The sequence below is a fragment of the Dickeya undicola genome, from assembly GCF_000784735.1.
In the GTDB taxonomy this organism is placed as follows: domain Bacteria; phylum Pseudomonadota; class Gammaproteobacteria; order Enterobacterales; family Enterobacteriaceae; genus Dickeya; species Dickeya undicola.
Genome location: NZ_JSYG01000010.1, coordinates 68,830 through 85,505, shown reverse-complemented (window position 1 = coordinate 85,505; position 16,676 = coordinate 68,830). Strand labels below are relative to the sequence as shown.

The following is a 16,676-nucleotide window of genomic DNA, read 5'->3' as shown; positions in this document are numbered from 1 at the left end:
AAATGATAGCGCCAACACCAAGCCTTACCGCGTAATATCAGGTACAGACGCGCGCCACCACGCCGTACTGGAAAACGCACACGGCTTCACCAATAATCCGCAAACGGATGCCACCGCATAACACAAGGGCCAACCTCACCGTGAGTACCCCAAAAACACCCCGACACACTGCGGCCACGCGCGCGCCAACACTGGATGACGTCGCCCGTGCGGCAGGGCTCTCTGCCATGACGGTCAGCCGCGCGCTGAACACACCCGCGCTGGTGCGCACCCAAACCATCGAAAAGGTGCAGGAAGCGGTGCGCATCACCGGGTATATTCCGAATGCGCTGGCGGGCGGGCTGGCTTCCCGACGCAGCAAACTGGTGGCCGTCGTGGTGCCGCAAATCAATAACAACATGTTTGTCGATACCATTCAGGCCATCAGCGACGCGTTGGCGCAACGCGGTTATCACATGCTGCTTTGTGTGGCGGGATACACGCAACAAGCCGAGGAGGAACTGGTGGCAACGCTGCTGTCGCGCCGCCCTGACGGCGTGGTGTTGACCGGCATCCACCACTCGCCCGCGCTCAGGAAAATCATGCTGAACGCCGCGGTTCCCGTGGTGGAAATTTGGGATCTCACGCCAACGCCGCTGGATATGCTGGTGGGGTTTTCTCATGAAAAAGTCGGGCTAGCGATCGGTGAGTATATTCGCGCGAAAGGGTATCAACGCCCTGGCCTGATCTGGACGGCAGACCCGCGCGCCGCAAGGCGAAAAACCGGTTTGTGCGACGCGCTGGCCCGCGACGGCATTCCCCAGCCCGCCTGTATCGACGCCCCGCTACCCGCTACGCTGGCATTTGGCCGCCACGGGGTCAGCCAGTTGCTGGCGCAAGGGCACCCCGACATTATCGTCTGTAGCTCAGACACGCTGGCGCAAGGCGCAATCATGGAAGCGGAAAGCCGTGGTCTGCGTGTCCCACAGGATCTGGCAGTGATGGGCTTCGGCGATCTGGATTTTGCCGCCAGCAACCGACCGTCGCTCACCACGGTCGGTATCGACAGACGAGAAATGGGCCGACGGGCAGCCACCTTACTGGCAGACAGCCTCGCAGGCGATGACCACAGCGGTGCGATTGTCGATATCGGCTTTCAGCTTATCGAGCGGGAGTCGGCGTAGCCCGACCAACGCGCGCGCAGCGGCTAGGTTCACCCCAAATGCGTATGACCGGTGCCGCTGTCTTCCGGTTCCAGCACAGCCAAACCGTGCAGGATGCCGCACCCGTCTACCGTCTGCGTGACCTGACAGCGCTGGCTGATGTGCATCAGTTGCGCTTTCAGTTGCTGCAACTCCGCGATGCGCGCTTCCACGTGCCCCAGATGTTCGTTCAGCAACACATTCACCCCTTCGCAACTGGCGGCCGGTTGCTCGCTTAGCGCAATCAGGGCACGAATTTCATCGTGGTTCATGTCCAGCGAACGGCAGTTGCGGATAAACCGCAGCCGGTCGACATGGAACTGGTGGTAGTAGCGGTAGTTCCCTTCGGTTCGTTCCGGTTCCGGTAGTAACCCTTTCTTCTCATAAAAACGAATGGTTTCCGGTGTGGTGTTGGTCACTTTTGCCAGATCGCCAATTTTCATGTGATTCCCCCTTGACCCTGTAGTTGCTACAGGGTTTTTACTACAACAAAACCACGAACAGGAATCAACCATGTCAGAGAAACATTCACCCACTTCTCCGCGTCAGTTCCAGCCTGTCGCGCCGGAAAAACCGGGCAAGGCCCTGTTCCGACCACATTCACACGCACAGGCCGAACAGGGTCAGGCGGCACGGAAGAACACAGCCAGCCCACGCAGGCCATCGTGCGCTAATCACTGCTGCGACCATCCGGCACCGGCCCAACCGACCGCCGCGCTGGCGGGGGCGGAGCGCATCGGCGACCAGCAGCGAACCCCCATCCGCATCATGCAGATGGACTGCCCGACCGAAGAAACCATGCTGCGTAAAAAACTCGATACCCTGCCGGAAGTGAGCGAGCTGGAGTTCAACCTGATGCAACGGGTGATGACCGTCACCCACCGCTACGACGCGCTGGATAAGGTGCTGGCCGCGATTCGCGCGTTAGGTTTTGAACCCGAAGTGCGCACCGGGGACGAGCGCTCACCGCTGCCACCGGAGCCGAAAAGGTCCTGGTGGCCGCTGGGGCTGGCGGTGGCCGCCGCCGCCGCTGCGGAAGCGGTGGAATGGAGCGGGCTGCCTGAATGGTGGGCCGCGGTGCTGGCGATTCTCGCCGTGGCAGCCAGCGGGCTGACCACCTATCGCAAAGGCTGGATTGCCCTTCGCACCGGCAACCTGAACATCAATGCGTTGATGAGTATCGCGGTAACCGGCGCACTCCTCCTGCAACAGTGGCCGGAAGCGGCGATGGTGATGGTACTGTTTACCGTTGCCGAGCACATTGAGGCGCGTTCGCTGGACAGAGCCCGCAACGCCATCGCCGGGCTGATGAATCTGGCCCCGGACACCGCCACCGTACAACAGCCGAATGGCGACTGGCGCGAAGTGGAAGCCAAAACCATCACACCAGGCGACATCGTGCGGGTGCGGCCCGGCGAGCGTATCGCGCTGGATGGCGAAGTCACCAGCGGCCATTCCGCCGTTAACCAAGCACCGATTACTGGGGAAAGTCTGCCGGTGGATAAACGCGTCGGCGACAGCGTGTTCGCTGGCACCATCAACACCAACGGCTCGCTTGAATATCGGGTAACGGCGGCAGCGGCCAATACCACGTTAGCGCGGATTATTCACGCGGTGGAGCAGGCGCAGGGAACCAAAGCGCCAACACAGCGGTTTGTCGACCAGTTTGCCCGCGTCTACACCCCGCTGGTCTTTCTCGGCGCGCTGCTGGTGGCGGTGCTGCCGCCATTGTTTACTGACGCAAGCTGGCTGGACTGGACTTACAAAGCGTTGGTGCTGTTGGTGATCGCCTGTCCGTGCGCGCTGGTGATTTCCACCCCGGTGACCATCGTCAGCGGACTGGCGGCGGCGGCACGACGCGGAATTCTCATCAAAGGCGGGGTATTTCTGGAAAAAGGCCACGCCCTCTCCTGGCTGGCGCTGGACAAGACCGGCACCCTGACCCACGGCAAACCGGTGCAGACCGGCTTTGAACTGGTCGCTAATATTGACGACGCCCGCTGCCGACAGCTGGCCGCCAGTCTGGCTAGCCGTTCTGACCACCCGGTATCGCAGGCGGTGGCCAATGCCGCGCAGGAAGCCAACACGCCGTTGCTTGATGTCGTTGATTTCAGCGCCGTCGCCGGGCAGGGCGTCACGGGATCGCTGGAAGGACAGCGCTATTTTCTTGGCAACCTGCGGCTAGCCAGACAGTGGTTGGGTGACGCCGCCGCCAGCATTACCGAACGGCTGAGCGCGCTGGAACAGGCGGGCAACACCGCGATCATCCTGGGCGACGAGCGGCAGGTTCTGGCACTGATGACGGTGGCCGACACGGTAAAACCCTCCAGTCAGGAAGCGATCAACAGTCTGCATCAGGTGGGTATCAAAACCCTGATGCTCACCGGCGACAACCAACACGTGGCGCAGGCTATCGCCCGTGATGTGGGGATCGATGAAGCGCGCGGCAATCTGTTGCCGGAAGACAAGCTCTCGCAGATTGAACGGCTGTCGGCACAGGGCGTAACCGGCATGGTGGGTGACGGCATCAACGACACCCCGGCGCTGGCGCGCGCGGATATCGGCTTTGCAATGGGGGCGATGGGCACCGACAGCGCGATTGAAACCGCCGATGTCGCGCTGATGAACGACGATTTGCGCAAGATCCCGGAGTTTGTGCGCATTTCTAAAGCCACCCGCGCCATCCTGATCCAGAACATCGTGCTGGCGCTCGGCATCAAAGCGCTGTTCCTGACGCTCACCCTGCTGGGCATGGGCACCATGTGGATGGCAGTGTTTGCTGATGTCGGTGCCAGCCTGCTGGTGGTGGGCAACGGCTTGCGGCTGCTGCGTCAGGCGTCGACCGCCAGCACCGCAGCGCACGCCTGACGCGGCAACACCGGGGCGGTCTGGCTACACGCCTTACCCCAGCGGGCCGCCCTGTACCGTGTCGCGTAATCCGGCGATGATGCGATCGCCAGTTTCCTGACGCAGTTCCTGATACCACGCTTGCGTCTGTTCCCACACCTTGCCGTGGGTCAGGTCGCAGCGTTTGCGCGCTTTCAGCACCAGATCGCGCACGCGATCGAGGCGTTGCTGCTGGTACTGCCGCAACGCCGTCTCTATCGGGTGCGGCCCCGCCAGGGCCTGTCCCAGCACCACCGCATCCTCCATCGCCGCGCAACCGCCCTGCCCGATATCCGGCGTCGTGCTGTGCCCGGCGTCGCCCAGCAACGCCACCCGGCCGCGCACCAGCCGTTCCAGCGGGTCCATGTCGTGGATCTCAATCCGGTTGATGGCGTCAGGTTCAAGCTGTGCAATCAGCCGCTGCACCGGCGCACACCAGCCGTCGAAATAACGCCGCAGATCCTGACCAGCACTGTGGCGATCCTCCGCCAGCCCGGCGGGCAACGGCACATCAAAGAAAAAATAGAAACGCCCGTTCGCCACCGGCATCAGCGACACCCGCTTGCCTTCGCCAACAAACGTGGTCCACTGGCGGGCCGGTGCGATACGTTCGTCGATTGCCACCAGTCCGTTCCAGTTAACGTACCCGGCGTAACGTCGCGCGGGCGTATGTCCCAGCACATACGGACGCACCGCAGAATGGGTGCCGTCGGCGGCAATCAGCAGGTCCCCCTGCGCCACCGTGCCATCGGTAAAGGTCGCCCAAACGCTGCTGCCCCGTTCCTCCACCTGGCACACTCGCTTGCCGAACTGCACCCGGTCACGTCCCCAGTGATCCAACATCTGCCCCTGTAATTCGGCGCGCGCCACCGGACAAGGGCGTTCTCCCACCTGGTCGACCAGCGGCTGCAAACTAAAGCGGGTCAGCGTGTCGCCCTGTCTGCCATCCTGATAGGCCATCTCGTGCATCGGGCCGCCGCTGAGATCCAGAATGTCACCCATGCCGAGCGACCGCATACACTTCACGCCGTTCGGCCACACCGAAATGGCCGCGCCCACCGGTTTGATGTCGGCAACCGCTTCGAACACCTCGCAATCCATACCGACTTTTTTCAGCGCCGCCGCCGCGCACAACCCACCCATCCCGGCCCCGATTATCAGCGCTTTCATTCGCGTTTCTCCTTACGACTGCGGTGAACGCACCGCCCTCGGCAGTCAATCGCTGCCTTGCAACCGCTACAATTCAATCACCAGATGTGCCGTTCGGCTGCGGGAGCAGCACAGCGCAATCTGTTGTTGCGGCGCATTTTTCTCCGCGTCCGACTGCACGCTGTCACGATGTTCTGGTCTGCCGTCGCGCACCGGCGTCAGGCACGCGCCGCAAATCCCCATCTCGCACGACAGCGGCACCGCCACATCATGCTCCAGCAGGACGCTGGCAATGGTTTTCTCCGGTGGCACGCTGAACGTGCGGCCACAGGACGCCAGCTCAACGGTAAACGTTCGCCCCTCGGCGTTATCAGCACGAGCTTGAACTGGCGCGCAAAAGGCTTCGGCATGAATGGCGGACGCGGGCCACTGGTGAGCCAACGCCTCGTTGGTGACATGGGTCATGAACCCGGCCGGGCCGCACAGATACAAGCGTCGGCCTTCAGCACCGTGGTACAGGCTATCCGGCAGGCGACTGCGTGGGCTGTGCCCTTCGTCAGCACACCAGACCTGACAGTGACCGTGGCGGAAGCCCTGACTGAGCCGTTCACGAAACGCCAGCTCACACCGGCGACGAACAAAATAGTGCAGCTCGAATGGCTGACCCGCCTTATCCAGCGCGTGCGCCATCGCCAGCAACGGCGTAATGCCGATCCCGCCTGCCAGCAACAAATAGCCACAAGCCGGTGCCAGGGCGAACGCGTTACGCGGCGGGGAGATTGTCAGTTGCTGTCCAACCCGCAACGCGGTGTGCACGTAACGGGAACCACCGCGCGACGCCGCATCATGCCGCACGCACAACAGGTAGTGGCGGCGGTCCGCCGGGTCCCCCGCCAACGAGTAAGGGCGCACCACGCCACCCGGCAGATGCACATCGACATGCGCCCCCGCTTCGAAAGCAGGCAACGGCTGGTCATCCGGTGACACCAGCCGTAGCGCCAGATTACCCTCGCCCTGACGAGACAGCGCATCAACCACTACGTTCAGGGTTTTTATCCCACCCAACGTGTTTATCTGGCTCGCTGTTTCCATCGTCTTTTCCCCCACACTCATACCAGAAAGAACTCGCCATACCCCTGTTTTTTCAGGCCGCGACGATAAGCTATCGAACTGCGATCCGCCGGGATATGCGCTTCCAATGTCAGGTCCAGCGGCAGATGTTCCGGTCGTTGGCTTTCCACCATCGCCCGATCTTCTTCAAACACCCGCAGGTTGAACGCGTGCACATCCTCCACCGGGATATGCAGGTCGAAGTTACGGGCAATCGGCACAAACAGGCGGGTTTTCCGCGCCGAAACCGGCGAAGCCGCATTCATGATCACCAGCCGCCCGTCATCCGGGAAATGGATGGTCAACGTGGCGGTAAACGGCAGGAACATCTCAAAATGGCGCAGCCAGGTGAACCCTTCCGGTGCCTGCCGTTCGGAACCACGGGCAAAATTGGACACCGAACTCACGTAGTCCACGCTGAAACCATACGGCGTTTCCACCGGCTGATAATCGGGAACCCGTTGATTGTCCGGGTCGGCGAAGGTGTCGGTGTGCACCCAGGCAAAATGGGCTACATCAAGAAAGCCTTCAATCTGACGACCGGCAAACCCGGCGATATCAAACGACGGGCAGACAATCTGCTGAAAACCGGCGTCATTCCAGTGCGGCATGAACGGCAGTTCCGGCAGGATGCCGTCCAGCGGAGCCAGGCACACCCACACCAGCCCATACTGTTCGCGCGCCGCAAACGTGTTCAGATGCAGTTTGGCGGGAATGGGCTGATCCGGACTGGCCGGTACGCGGTTGCAGCGGCCACCCGCGCCGAAACGCAGCCCGTGGTAGGGACAAACAATACCCTCACCATCGTGCGATCCCATACTGAGCGGTACGCCGCGGTGCGGGCAAATGTCGCGCGCCGCCACGATCTCGTCACCGATGCGGTACACCACCAGTTGCTCATCCAGCAGCGTGACCTGTGTCGGCGCGGGGCCGACGTCGCTCGCCAGCGCCACCGGGTGCCAGCAGCGCGCCAGACGGATCCAGTCATCCGCCTCGAAAGAACTGTGTGCAGGGGGGGTCAGTGAAAGTGTCATCGCATCACCTTTCGTGCCGTCGGCTGCCTATCGCCGTAAAAATCATCAGGTGAGGATATTGTGGATAACAAGAAGTGTTGCAGTCCATAATAGATTTTTAACATCTTCGCTGCAAAAATTCGTACAGGTGACGCCAATGGACCCCTTTTCCCGCTTTTCCCACTATTTTATGGCGGTCGCCCGCACCGGCAGCCTGCGCAAGGCGGCGGAAGTGCTGCACGTGTCCAGTTCCGCCATCAACCGACAGATTCTGCTGGCGGAAGCCATGATGGAAACGCCGCTGTTTGAACGGTTGCCCGCCGGACTGCGGCTGACCACCGCCGGTGAATTGCTCTACAGCGACCTGTGCCGCTGGAAAAAGGAGTATGCGCTCACTCGCCAGCGCTTCGACGACCTGCAAGGGCTGCGTCGCGGCCATGTATCAGTGGCGATGATCGCGGCGTTAAGCGACGGGCCGCTGATACAGGCGCTGGCAACAGTCAGCCACCAGTACCCTCACCTGACCTTCGATATTCACACCCATGAAAGCCACATTATTAACGGGCTGGTGGCGGACGCAGAGGTAGACATCGGCCTGTTGCTCGACCCGTTGGAAAGCCGGGGCATTGAAGTGCGCGCGTTCACCGAAATCCCCATCGGCGCGGTGATGCGCCCTGACCATCCGCTGGCGAGTGAGCGGGTGCTCACTGTCAGCCAACTGGCAACGGACCGGCAACTCCTGCCCGCTGCACCGCTGATGGTGCACGAGCGTACCGAAGGGCTGTACCACCGGCATAACCTGACCCCGGCGCAGCACATGGTGTGCAATGATCTACGGGTGATGACGTCACTGGTGCGTCAGGGCGTGGGCGTCGGCGTGCTGAGTCTGCTGGATGTTTATAGCGAAGTGCGCGAAGGGTCGCTGGCGTTCGTGCCCTTTACTCATCAGGCGGTGCGGCCGCTGACCCTGGCGCTGTGTGTAGCCCCCAGTCGCCAGTTGTCGCGCGCTGCACAATTAGTGATTACTCACTTTACTCAGGCGATCGAACAACTGGATGCAGAGGCAACCGGGCGGCATTCCCCTTCACCGAGGTAACGCCGAGGAGGAATGTCAGACCGATTACGCGGCAATACGCCACATTCACCATGACACCATACCGCCGTCGCACTAAAAAAGTGCAGTGCGTTGCGCCATCGTGGACCGCTTGTATGCATCAGACTACACCGGTTTCTGGGCCGTCGGTTACCTTGCGACTGGCACGGTAGTTGCAGGAGAGTTGCAAAAAGAAAACCCTATTCTGTGAAACCGGCGTGACAACAGGGAATTTGCGCCGTATTGCGTCAATACAACCGAACAAGGAGCGACGATGATCACGTTAGAACAGTTTAATCTGCTCAGTGTCAGCGAAGCGGTGGCGCTGCTAACGCCGTGCGTGACCCTGCCTGGCTGGGCAAAACAAGTCACCGCCGGACGACCCTACGGTAACCGTGCCGCGTTGCTGGCGGCCGGATTACAGGCCACCCAAGGCTGGCAGGAAGAAGAGCTGACTCAGGCGCTACGTACTCATCCACGTATCGGCGAGCCAACACGTAGCCCCACGCCGGAAGCCGGTCTGTCACGCCAGGAACAGGCCGCGGTACAGAGCAACGATAACACGCTGACCAACGCATTACGGGCGGGCAACGCCCGTTATGAATCCCACTTTGGTCGGGTGTTTCTGATTCGCGCCAAAGGCCGTAGCGGCACAGAAATCCTACAGATTCTGCACCGTCGACTGCAAAACACTCCCCAGCAGGAAACGGCGGAAGCGCTGGAACAGTTACGCCAGATTACCCTGCTCAGACTGGAAGGAACTATCGGCGAATGAGCACCCTCAGCACCCACATTCTGGATACCGCACTGGGCCAACCGGCGACAGGTGTCACTGTTCTGCTGGAGCGACGCGTGCACGACAGCTGGCAACCGGTGGCGCAGCATCAGACCAATGATGACGGCCGCATCGCCAGCTTCACGCCCGACCCGTTGCCCGCCGGTCACTACCGCCTGACCGCGGATATCGGCAGGTGGTTTGCCGCCAGCAACCGGGAAGCGCTGTACGTGAGCGCGCAGATTGACGTGCGACTGGGCGACGCCGGGCATTACCACCTGCCGTTTCTGATTTCGCCCTGGTCGTGGTCGACCTATCGCGGCAGTTGATCAGATGGCGTCGGAAACGACACATCGCGATAGAAATAATCGACAAACGTGGTCACATCCTGCTGGAACAGGTGGAGATGATCGCGGATTTTCTCATCCGGCCAATCCCACCAACGCAGTTGCTCCAGTTTTTCCGCCACCGCAGGGTCTTCGAAACGCGGGCGCAGTACCCGTGCCGGGTTACCCACCACCACCGTCCAGGCAGGCACCGGCTTGGTGACGATGCTGCCCGCGCCGACGATAGCCCCATTGCCAATGGTCACGCCCGGCAGCACGATGGCACCATGACCAATCCACACATCATGGCCGATCACGACGTTATCCTGTTGACGCCAGCTGAAAATGTCCTCGTCCACCGCAGCCGGGTTATCACTCAGGCGGTACTTGCCGGGGCGATAGGTGAAATGATGCAGCGTCGGACGCCACCACGGGTGGTTGCTGGGGTTGACCCGCACATGCGAGGCGATCGAGGTAAATTTGCCGATGTGGGTAAACATCAGGTCGCAGTCATTCATGATGTAGCTGTAATCACCCAGCGAGACATGGTTGAGCACGGTTCGTTCAGCCACTTCTGTCCAGCGCCCTAACTCGATATGGTGGGCTTTTACATCACTGGCAAGGCGGGGTTCCGGGCTGAGCACCGGCGATGGCGGTTGAGGTCGCATAATCGGTTTTCCTGGTGCGGTGACGTCAATAATGAAGAAAGCGCGTCAGCAAGCGTGACGCAGCAAAATGCATCCTGTCACTGGCCGATGACAGCAACATGTCAGGCCCGGCACGATTAAGATCCGCTTACAACTTCATGCCCGAGTGAAATTTACCCGTCATCAAAGTGAACCTAACCTAGGTGAACATCACCTTGATGCCCGTCGTACTTCACGTTACAGGCGCATTGGCTGCCCTCGCGCCACTGAAGTGTGCAAGGGATATCTCTCACTACCCCGCCAGGAGGAATCATGAACCTGTTACGCCGCCGCTTTGTCTTACAACTGCCGCTGCTGGCTTACGGTATGTCGTTGTTCGCCAACGCCAGAGCCGACGACACGTTCAGCACCATGCGCCCATCCGGTTCTCTGGTGCCCACGCCGCGCGACATCGGCGGTAAATTCAATCCCGACGGTAGCGTCAGGCACTTCCCCGGCAACACCATTATTTCCCACATCCCGCTGGGTTCCACCGCGTCGGATGCCTTTACCGCGGTGCGCGATACGCTCAAACAACAGGATTTCAGCCACTGCCTGACCTTCACCCCGCCCTCCAGTTACCACATGACGGTGTTTGAAGGCGTGACCGAATCCAAACGCAGACCGCCATTCTGGCCGACCGACCTGCCAATCGACGCGCCACTGCAAGCCTGCACCAGCCACCTGACTCGCAAGCTGGCGGGGTTCAGTCTGCAAGCCACCCTACCGTTTAAACTGCGCATCACCGACTTCAACGCCCGACAGGACTCCGGTGCCACGCTACGCCTGACGCCATTGGACGACAATGAAGAACGTAAATTGCGTACCCTGCGGGATCGGCTGTCCGAACGGCTGGCGATCCGCGCGCCGGACCACGATAACTATGGCTTTCACGTGACGCTGGCCTATCTGGTGCGCTGGATGACGGAAGAGGAATCGCAAGCGTATCTGCAAGCCCAGCAGGCGTGCCTGCGTTATTTGCAACAACAGGTGCCGGTGCTGGAACTGGGCGTGCCGGAATTCTGCGTCTTCAACGACATGTTCGCGTTCGATACGCAGTTTAAAGTCGGGCAACCGGTCACCACCGTGCCTTTGACCATCTGACCGGCGTTACTAACGAATTTTCGGGAGAAATGTTTGACGTTGTAGCACGACGCCCCACAGAGTCCTGGTCTGGCGCACGCCATAAAATAAAAAAACCCCTTCAGACTCGCTGAAGGGGGTCGGGTTGCCTGAATGTTCAGGTTAATGCATGAGGGTTGCAGCCCGGAAGTGGCCGGTTAGGCCACAGGATGGAACAAGGTTCGAACCGATCACGCCTGGGTTCTGATCAAGTAATCAAACGCGCTCAGAGAGGCTTTGGCCCCTTCGCCGGTGGCGATAATAATCTGCTTGTAAGGCACAGTAGTGCAGTCGCCCGCCGCAAACACGCCTTTCACGCTGGTTTCGCAGCGCGCATCGATCTCGATTTCACCGATACGGTTGCGGTCAACCGCGCCTTCCAGCCAGCCGGTGTTCGGCAGCAGGCCGATTTGCACGAAAATCCCTTCCAGCGCCAGCTTGTGAACGCTGTCAGTAACGCGATCTTTATATTGCAGACCGGTCACTTTCTGACCGTCGCCCAGCACTTCGGTGGTCTGAGCATTCACGATCACGTCTACGTTCGGCAGGCTACGCAGTTTGTCCTGCAACACCGAGTCGGCTTTCAGTTCCGGTGCGAACTCCAGCAGGGTCACGTGTTTCACCACGCCCGCCAGGTCGATGGCTGCTTCCACGCCGGAGTTACCACCGCCGATCACCGCCACATGCTTGCCTTTGAACAGCGGGCCGTCACAGTGCGGGCAGTAGGTCACGCCACGGGTACGGTACTGATCTTCGCCCGGCACGTTCATGTTGCGCCAGCGTGCGCCGGTGGCAATGATGATGCTGCGGGATTTCAGCACCGCGCCGGAAACGGTTTCAATCTGGTGCGGTTGACCCGGTTCGGAAGCCGGAATCAGTTTCTGCGCGCTTTGCAGATCGATAACGTCGACATCGTAGTCGTCTACGTGGGTTTTCAGCGCGGTCGCCAGTTTGGCACCTTCGGTCTTCGGCACCGAAATGTAGTTTTCAATATCAACAGTATCCAGAATCTGGCCGCCGAAACGCTCACCCACCAGACCGGTGCGGATCCCTTTACGGGCCGCGTACACGGCGGCGGCTGCGCCCGCCGGGCCGCTGCCGACGATCAGCACGTCATACACCGGGCGGCTATTCAGTTTGTCGACCACGCGGGCGTTGGCACCGGTATCGATCTTGCCGACGATTTCCCCCAGGCTCATGCGGCCCTGGCTGAAGTGTTCGCCGTTCAGGAATACCGTGGGCACGCCCATGATATTGCGGTCTTTGATCTCATCCTGAAACACGCCGCCGTCAATCGCGGTGTGGGTGACGTTCGGGTTCAGAACGGACATTAAATTTAGCGCCTGCACCACATCCGGACAGTTGTGGCAGGTCAGCGAGTAATAGGTTTCAAAGTGGAATTTGCCGTCCAGACTGCGAATTTGATCGAGTAATTCTTTCGCTTCTTTCGACGGGTGACCACCGGTCTGCAACAGCGCCAGCACCAGCGAAGTAAATTCATGCCCCATCGGCGCACCGGCAAAACGCGGCCCGTTAGCCGATCCCGGATTGGTTATCAGGAACGAAGGCTTACGCACCGGCAGATCGTTATTTTCAAAGAAACTGACTTTATCGGACAACCCGGCGATTTCGGTCAGCAGTTCCCGAACTTCAGCGGATTTGGCTGAGTCGTCCAGCGTCGCCACTAACTCAACAGGTTTGGTTAATTTTTCCAGATAGGCTTTCAACTGGAGCTGCATGTTATTGTCGAGCATAGATTATCCTTGGCGTTGGCGTAAAAAATCGGGTGCAGCGCACCCGATAAAAACATCAGAGGGAGAGTCGGACTTAGATTTTGCCAACCAGGTCCAAAGACGGTGCCAGCGTAGCATCACCTTCTTTCCATTTGGCCGGGCATACTTCACCTGGGTGAGACGCTACGTACTGGGCAGCTTTCACTTTGCGCAGCAGGTCAGACGCGTCACGGCCGATGCCTTCCGCTGTGATTTCTACTGCCTGGATGATACCTTCCGGGTCTACGATGAAGGTGCCGCGGTCAGCCAAACCCTGGTCTTCACGCAGGTTTTCGAAGTTGCGGGTCAGCTGGCAGGTTGGGTCGCCGATCATCGCGTATTTGATTTTGGCGATGGTGTCGGAGCTGCTGTGCCAGGCTTTGTGAGTAAAGTGGGTATCAGTGGACACGGAGTAGATGTCTACGCCGATTTTCTGGAACTCGTCATAGAAATCCGCTACGTCGCCCAGTTCGGTCGGGCAGACAAACGTAAAGTCAGCCGGATAGAAGAAGAACACGCTCCATTTGCCTTCGATGCTTTTCTCGGTCACTTCAATGAACTGGCCGTCTTTGAAAGCCTGATTTTTAAACGGTTTAACTTTAGTGTTGATAACGGACATCGGGTTTTCCTCATGTGTTCTAATGTGTTTGGCTTGGGATGTAAGGTACAAAAATGTGATGTATGTCGCTAATGCGTTGTCTGTATCAAATCGATAAGTAATACCTAACGTTTTGCCAGCAGAGCCATCACGAAGCAGCCGCCCAGCCCGGCGGTTACAATCCCCACCGGCAGTTCCTGCGACGGCAATAGCACCCGGCTGAGGGTATCGCCGCCACACAGCAGCGCCGCCCCCAGCAGGCCACACAGCGGCACTACCCGCCGGTGGCGCGCCCCGGCTAGCGGGCGGCACAAATGCGGCACCATCAGCCCGACAAACCCGATCACGCCGGTCAGCGACACCAGTAATGCCGTCGCCAGCGCACAACACAGAAACACCTCTACCCGCAAGCGGTTGACGTGAACCCCCAGCGACACCGCCGTCTGTTCCCCGGCCAGCAAGCTATCCAGCGCCCGCCAACGCGTCAGCAATAACCCGAGCAGCAATAGCAGGCTGCTCAACGCCACCGGCAAATTCTCCCAACGCGCCAGCCCCAGCCCACCCAATGACCAGAACAGTACCGAACTGGCGGCACGCTGGTCGCCAGAAAACACCAGATAGCTGGTAAGCGCGCCAAACAGAAATGAAATAGCCAACCCACCGATCACCAGGTGCTCCGCCTGCCGCCCCTGTCGCAGAAAAAACAGCGCCATCACCGCCAATGCCGAGCAAATTCCGCCGCCAAACGCCGCCACTGGCAGGGTGAACGTGCCAAACCATTCGCCGAAGCGGGTGATCACCAGCACCGCGCCCGCCGACGCGCCGGAGGACAAGCCGAACAGGAACGGATCCGCCAGATCGTTGCGGGTGGTGGTTTGCAGCAACGCGCCGACCATCGCCAGCCCCGCACCGGTGATAGCCGCCAGCAACGTGCGTGGCAAACGCAGCTCCATGACGATGCGGCGCACGCTGTCCGGCACGTCACCGTGAGTCGGCGTTAGCGCTGCCAGTACCTGCGCCAGTGGAATACGAATCGCGCCGACCGCGGTGCTGAACAGCATCATCGCCAGGAGTAGCGTGAAGGCCAGCAGGCAGATCAGCACATAGTGGCGGTGTACTCTCATTGCGCCGCGGCCGGATAAAGCGCGTGTGCGAGCTTTTCAATCGCGGTGATATTGGCTGGTCCCGGCGTCAGCTCGGCGTATTGCAGCTTCAGGTAACGCTGGTGCTCCACCGCCGGGGTGTGCTTCATCAGTGGGTGGGACGCCAGAAAATGCTGTAAGGCCGCCGCCCCGCCGCCGTTCTGGTAATCCAGCAGAATGATCAGATCCGGCTCCGCCGCCGACACCGTTTCCCAGGAGGTGGTGGCCCAGCTCGCGGCCATACCGTCCATCACATTACGACCACCGGCTGCCTCGATAATGGCGGTCGGCATGGCGTAAACGCCGCTGGTAAAGGGTTTATCCTCACCAGAGTCATAGACGAATACCTTGAGCGGTGCCTGACCCGACAGCGGTTTCGGCACCGCCGCCAGTCGCGCCTTCCACTGCTCTACCAGCGCCTGCGCCTGTTCCGCACGGCCGAAAATTTTCCCCAACGTCAACACATCGCCGTACAGCAAATCCATGCTGGCACGTGGACGGTGGTGGTCTTCAAAAATACAGCTTTCGCTCAGCACCAGCGTTTTGACGCCGTATTTCGCCAGCGTGTCCGGCGTGACTTCACCACCAACTTTCATGCCGTAGTTCCAGCCAGCGAAGAAGAAATCCGGGCTGGCTCCCAGCAGGGTTTCCAGTGATGGGTATTTCGGCGACAGCTCTGGAATCGTGCCCATTTGCTGGCGAAATGTCGGCGTCATCTTGTACCAGCCGCTGATACCGGTCAGGCCGACGATCTGCGGTTGCAGATGCAGCGCGAACGCCATTTCGGACATGTTGAGATCGTTGATGACGGCACGCTGCGGTGCCTGGGTGAAGGTTAGCGGCTTACCGCAACTCTGCACCGTCACCGGGAACCCCGATGCCTGCGCCGTCATGGCGCTGAATGCCAGCAGTAGGCTCATCAGCCCGACAGAACCGTTAAAGGGCGACACGCCGCCGAATGATATTTTCATAGACTTCCTCTGGTGGTGAATGCACTCGCGCCCGCAGGCACATCAAACAAGCGGAACGGGAGGCCGGTTTGCGGATGGGGAACCGTGAAGCTGCGAATGCCAAACACCGGATACAGGCAATCGCTGGCAAGTGCCCGTGATGGCACGTCCCAGCACACCTGCCGCCCCTGGCACAGCACCAGCACCCGATCAGCGAACGGTTCCACCAGCGACAGATCGTGTAATACCGCCACGACGGCGATGCCGCGCTGTCGTACCAGCGCCAGCAACGCCGCCCGCCCGAGCGGATCCAGATGGTTGGTCGGCTCGTCCAGCAGCAGCACATCCGGGCGCTGCGCCAGCGCACGCGCCAGAAACGCCCGTTGGCGTTCGCCGCCAGACAACACCGCCAGACGGCGCTGCCGTAATGGCAACAAGCCGGTTTCATCCAGCACCGGTTCCACCACGGCCTGTTGTGCCGACAGCGATAGCGTATCCGTATGTGGCAGGCAACCGAGCGATACATACTCCTCCACCGTTAACGTCAGGCAAGGGGCGTCATGCTGGCTCATCAACGCGATACGTCGCGCTCGTTGCGCACGGGACAACTGCGCCAACGGTTGATCATCCAGCCAAACACACCCACCTGCTGGCGGCGCGTCATGCAGCAAGGCGCGCAACAACGTGGATTTGCCACTGCCGTTGGGGCCGACAATCGCCAGGCATTCCCCACGCCCAACCGTAAAATGAATGTCGCTGAGCAGCGCTTGAGCGGCAGAATGCGCCACATTAAAATGCCCTACCCGCAGATGTTCTACCCGCAATAAAGGCGGCATGACCTGCCACATTGGAACATACCTCTCACTCTTAATT

Annotated in this window: 16 protein-coding genes; 6 read left to right on the top strand and 10 right to left on the bottom strand. The window is 60.2% G+C overall.

The genetic code is table 11. From position 1 onward, the window contains the following. The first annotated feature begins 140 nt into the window (after positions 1–140). Positions 141–1,163 carry a LacI family DNA-binding transcriptional regulator gene (locus OB87_RS06100; RefSeq protein ID WP_033568571.1) on the top strand — a complete coding sequence of 341 codons (1,023 nt, stop codon included), beginning with the start codon at positions 141–143 and terminating at the stop codon, positions 1,161–1,163. 29 nt (positions 1,164–1,192) lie between these two features. Here OB87_RS06100 and cadR read toward each other — a convergent pair whose 3' ends face one another. Then, the gene (gene cadR, locus OB87_RS06095; protein WP_033568548.1) at positions 1,193–1,624 is read right to left on the bottom strand and encodes a Cd(II)/Pb(II)-responsive transcriptional regulator; all 432 of its coding nucleotides are present in this window, start codon (positions 1,622–1,624) and stop codon (positions 1,193–1,195) included. 70 nt (positions 1,625–1,694) lie between these two features. Here cadR and OB87_RS06090 point away from each other — a divergent pair, with 70 nt between their 5' ends. Beyond that, positions 1,695–4,049: a heavy metal translocating P-type ATPase gene (locus OB87_RS06090; RefSeq protein WP_033568547.1), complete on the top strand. Its 2,355-nt coding sequence runs from the start codon at positions 1,695–1,697 to the stop codon at positions 4,047–4,049. 33 nt (positions 4,050–4,082) lie between these two features. Here OB87_RS06090 and hpxO read toward each other — a convergent pair whose 3' ends face one another. From hpxO to OB87_RS06075, 3 genes are all read right to left on the bottom strand, one after another. Further along, positions 4,083–5,237, bottom strand: coding sequence for an FAD-dependent urate hydroxylase HpxO (gene hpxO, locus OB87_RS06085; RefSeq protein ID WP_033568546.1), 1,155 nt, complete (start codon positions 5,235–5,237; stop codon positions 4,083–4,085). A gap of 66 nt (positions 5,238–5,303) precedes the next feature. Continuing rightward, complete coding sequence (locus OB87_RS06080) at positions 5,304–6,272, bottom strand: PDR/VanB family oxidoreductase (RefSeq protein ID WP_033568570.1); 969 nt, start codon at positions 6,270–6,272, stop codon at positions 5,304–5,306. 53 nt (positions 6,273–6,325) lie between these two features. Beyond that, positions 6,326–7,360, bottom strand: a complete 1,035-nt coding sequence (locus tag OB87_RS06075) for an aromatic ring-hydroxylating oxygenase subunit alpha (RefSeq protein WP_033568545.1) — start codon at positions 7,358–7,360, stop codon at positions 6,326–6,328. A 136-nt stretch (positions 7,361–7,496) separates the two neighbouring features. Between OB87_RS06075 and OB87_RS06070 the strand changes: the two genes are divergently transcribed. The 3 genes from OB87_RS06070 to uraH all read left to right on the top strand — a co-directional run bounded on the left by OB87_RS06070 (position 7,497) and on the right by uraH (position 9,536). Beyond that, positions 7,497–8,435, top strand: coding sequence for a LysR family transcriptional regulator (locus tag OB87_RS06070; RefSeq protein WP_033568544.1), 939 nt, complete (start codon positions 7,497–7,499; stop codon positions 8,433–8,435). Between the two features lie 271 nt (positions 8,436–8,706). After that, entirely contained in the window at positions 8,707–9,207 is a 501-nt protein-coding gene (gene uraD, locus OB87_RS06065) for a 2-oxo-4-hydroxy-4-carboxy-5-ureidoimidazoline decarboxylase (RefSeq protein ID WP_033568543.1), read from the top strand. Next, the gene (gene uraH / locus OB87_RS06060; protein ID WP_033568542.1) at positions 9,204–9,536 is read left to right on the top strand and encodes a hydroxyisourate hydrolase; all 333 of its coding nucleotides are present in this window, start codon (positions 9,204–9,206) and stop codon (positions 9,534–9,536) included. The genes uraD and uraH overlap by 4 nt, the downstream gene beginning before the upstream one ends. On the opposite strand, the gene OB87_RS06055 is transcribed toward uraH, so the two are convergent. Next, positions 9,521–10,201, bottom strand: a complete 681-nt coding sequence (locus tag OB87_RS06055; protein ID WP_033568541.1) for a DapH/DapD/GlmU-related protein — start codon at positions 10,199–10,201, stop codon at positions 9,521–9,523. The genes uraH and OB87_RS06055 overlap by 16 nt on opposite strands. Positions 10,202–10,492: 291 nt before the next feature. Between OB87_RS06055 and OB87_RS06050 the strand changes: the two genes are divergently transcribed. Further along, the gene (locus OB87_RS06050; protein ID WP_033568540.1) at positions 10,493–11,323 is read left to right on the top strand and encodes a DUF1868 domain-containing protein; all 831 of its coding nucleotides are present in this window, start codon (positions 10,493–10,495) and stop codon (positions 11,321–11,323) included. A gap of 209 nt (positions 11,324–11,532) precedes the next feature. Here OB87_RS06050 and ahpF read toward each other — a convergent pair whose 3' ends face one another. The 5 genes from ahpF to OB87_RS06025 form a co-directional block, all read right to left on the bottom strand. Then, positions 11,533–13,095 carry an alkyl hydroperoxide reductase subunit F gene (ahpF, locus tag OB87_RS06045; RefSeq protein ID WP_033568539.1) on the bottom strand — a complete coding sequence of 521 codons (1,563 nt, stop codon included), beginning with the start codon at positions 13,093–13,095 and terminating at the stop codon, positions 11,533–11,535. Between the two features lie 73 nt (positions 13,096–13,168). Continuing rightward, entirely contained in the window at positions 13,169–13,732 is a 564-nt protein-coding gene (ahpC, locus tag OB87_RS06040) for an alkyl hydroperoxide reductase subunit C (RefSeq protein WP_033568538.1), read from the bottom strand. A 104-nt stretch (positions 13,733–13,836) separates the two neighbouring features. Next, entirely contained in the window at positions 13,837–14,835 is a 999-nt protein-coding gene (locus tag OB87_RS06035; RefSeq protein ID WP_033568537.1) for a FecCD family ABC transporter permease, read from the bottom strand. Next, on the bottom strand, positions 14,832–15,773 hold the full coding sequence (locus tag OB87_RS06030; protein ID WP_033568569.1) for an ABC transporter substrate-binding protein: 942 nt from the start codon (positions 15,771–15,773) through the stop codon (positions 14,832–14,834). Before OB87_RS06030 ends, OB87_RS06035 begins: the two co-directional genes overlap by 4 nt. Positions 15,774–15,820: 47 nt before the next feature. Beyond that, positions 15,821–16,651, bottom strand: a complete 831-nt coding sequence (locus OB87_RS06025; protein ID WP_033568536.1) for an ABC transporter ATP-binding protein — start codon at positions 16,649–16,651, stop codon at positions 15,821–15,823. Positions 16,652–16,676 lie beyond the last annotated feature (25 nt).

What these genes read in the sequence shown, in the direction of transcription:
- cadR (WP_033568548.1), bottom strand. Translation starts at nt 1,624, where the DNA reads ATGAAAATTGGCGATCTGGCAAAAGTGACCAACACCACACCGGAAACC.
- OB87_RS06090 (WP_033568547.1), top strand. Translation starts at nt 1,695, where the DNA reads ATGTCAGAGAAACATTCACCCACTTCTCCGCGTCAGTTCCAGCCTGTC.
- hpxO (WP_033568546.1), bottom strand. Translation starts at nt 5,237, where the DNA reads ATGAAAGCGCTGATAATCGGGGCCGGGATGGGTGGGTTGTGCGCGGCG.
- OB87_RS06075 (WP_033568545.1), bottom strand. Translation starts at nt 7,360, where the DNA reads ATGACACTTTCACTGACCCCCCCTGCACACAGTTCTTTCGAGGCGGAT.
- OB87_RS06070 (WP_033568544.1), top strand. Translation starts at nt 7,497, where the DNA reads ATGGACCCCTTTTCCCGCTTTTCCCACTATTTTATGGCGGTCGCCCGC.
- uraD (WP_033568543.1), top strand. Translation starts at nt 8,707, where the DNA reads ATGATCACGTTAGAACAGTTTAATCTGCTCAGTGTCAGCGAAGCGGTG.
- uraH (WP_033568542.1), top strand. Translation starts at nt 9,204, where the DNA reads ATGAGCACCCTCAGCACCCACATTCTGGATACCGCACTGGGCCAACCG.
- OB87_RS06055 (WP_033568541.1), bottom strand. Translation starts at nt 10,201, where the DNA reads ATGCGACCTCAACCGCCATCGCCGGTGCTCAGCCCGGAACCCCGCCTT.
- OB87_RS06050 (WP_033568540.1), top strand. Translation starts at nt 10,493, where the DNA reads ATGAACCTGTTACGCCGCCGCTTTGTCTTACAACTGCCGCTGCTGGCT.
- ahpF (WP_033568539.1), bottom strand. Translation starts at nt 13,095, where the DNA reads ATGCTCGACAATAACATGCAGCTCCAGTTGAAAGCCTATCTGGAAAAA.
- ahpC (WP_033568538.1), bottom strand. Translation starts at nt 13,732, where the DNA reads ATGTCCGTTATCAACACTAAAGTTAAACCGTTTAAAAATCAGGCTTTC.
- OB87_RS06035 (WP_033568537.1), bottom strand. Translation starts at nt 14,835, where the DNA reads ATGAGAGTACACCGCCACTATGTGCTGATCTGCCTGCTGGCCTTCACG.
- OB87_RS06030 (WP_033568569.1), bottom strand. Translation starts at nt 15,773, where the DNA reads ATGAGCCTACTGCTGGCATTCAGCGCCATGACGGCGCAGGCATCGGGG.
- OB87_RS06025 (WP_033568536.1), bottom strand. Translation starts at nt 16,651, where the DNA reads ATGTGGCAGGTCATGCCGCCTTTATTGCGGGTAGAACATCTGCGGGTA.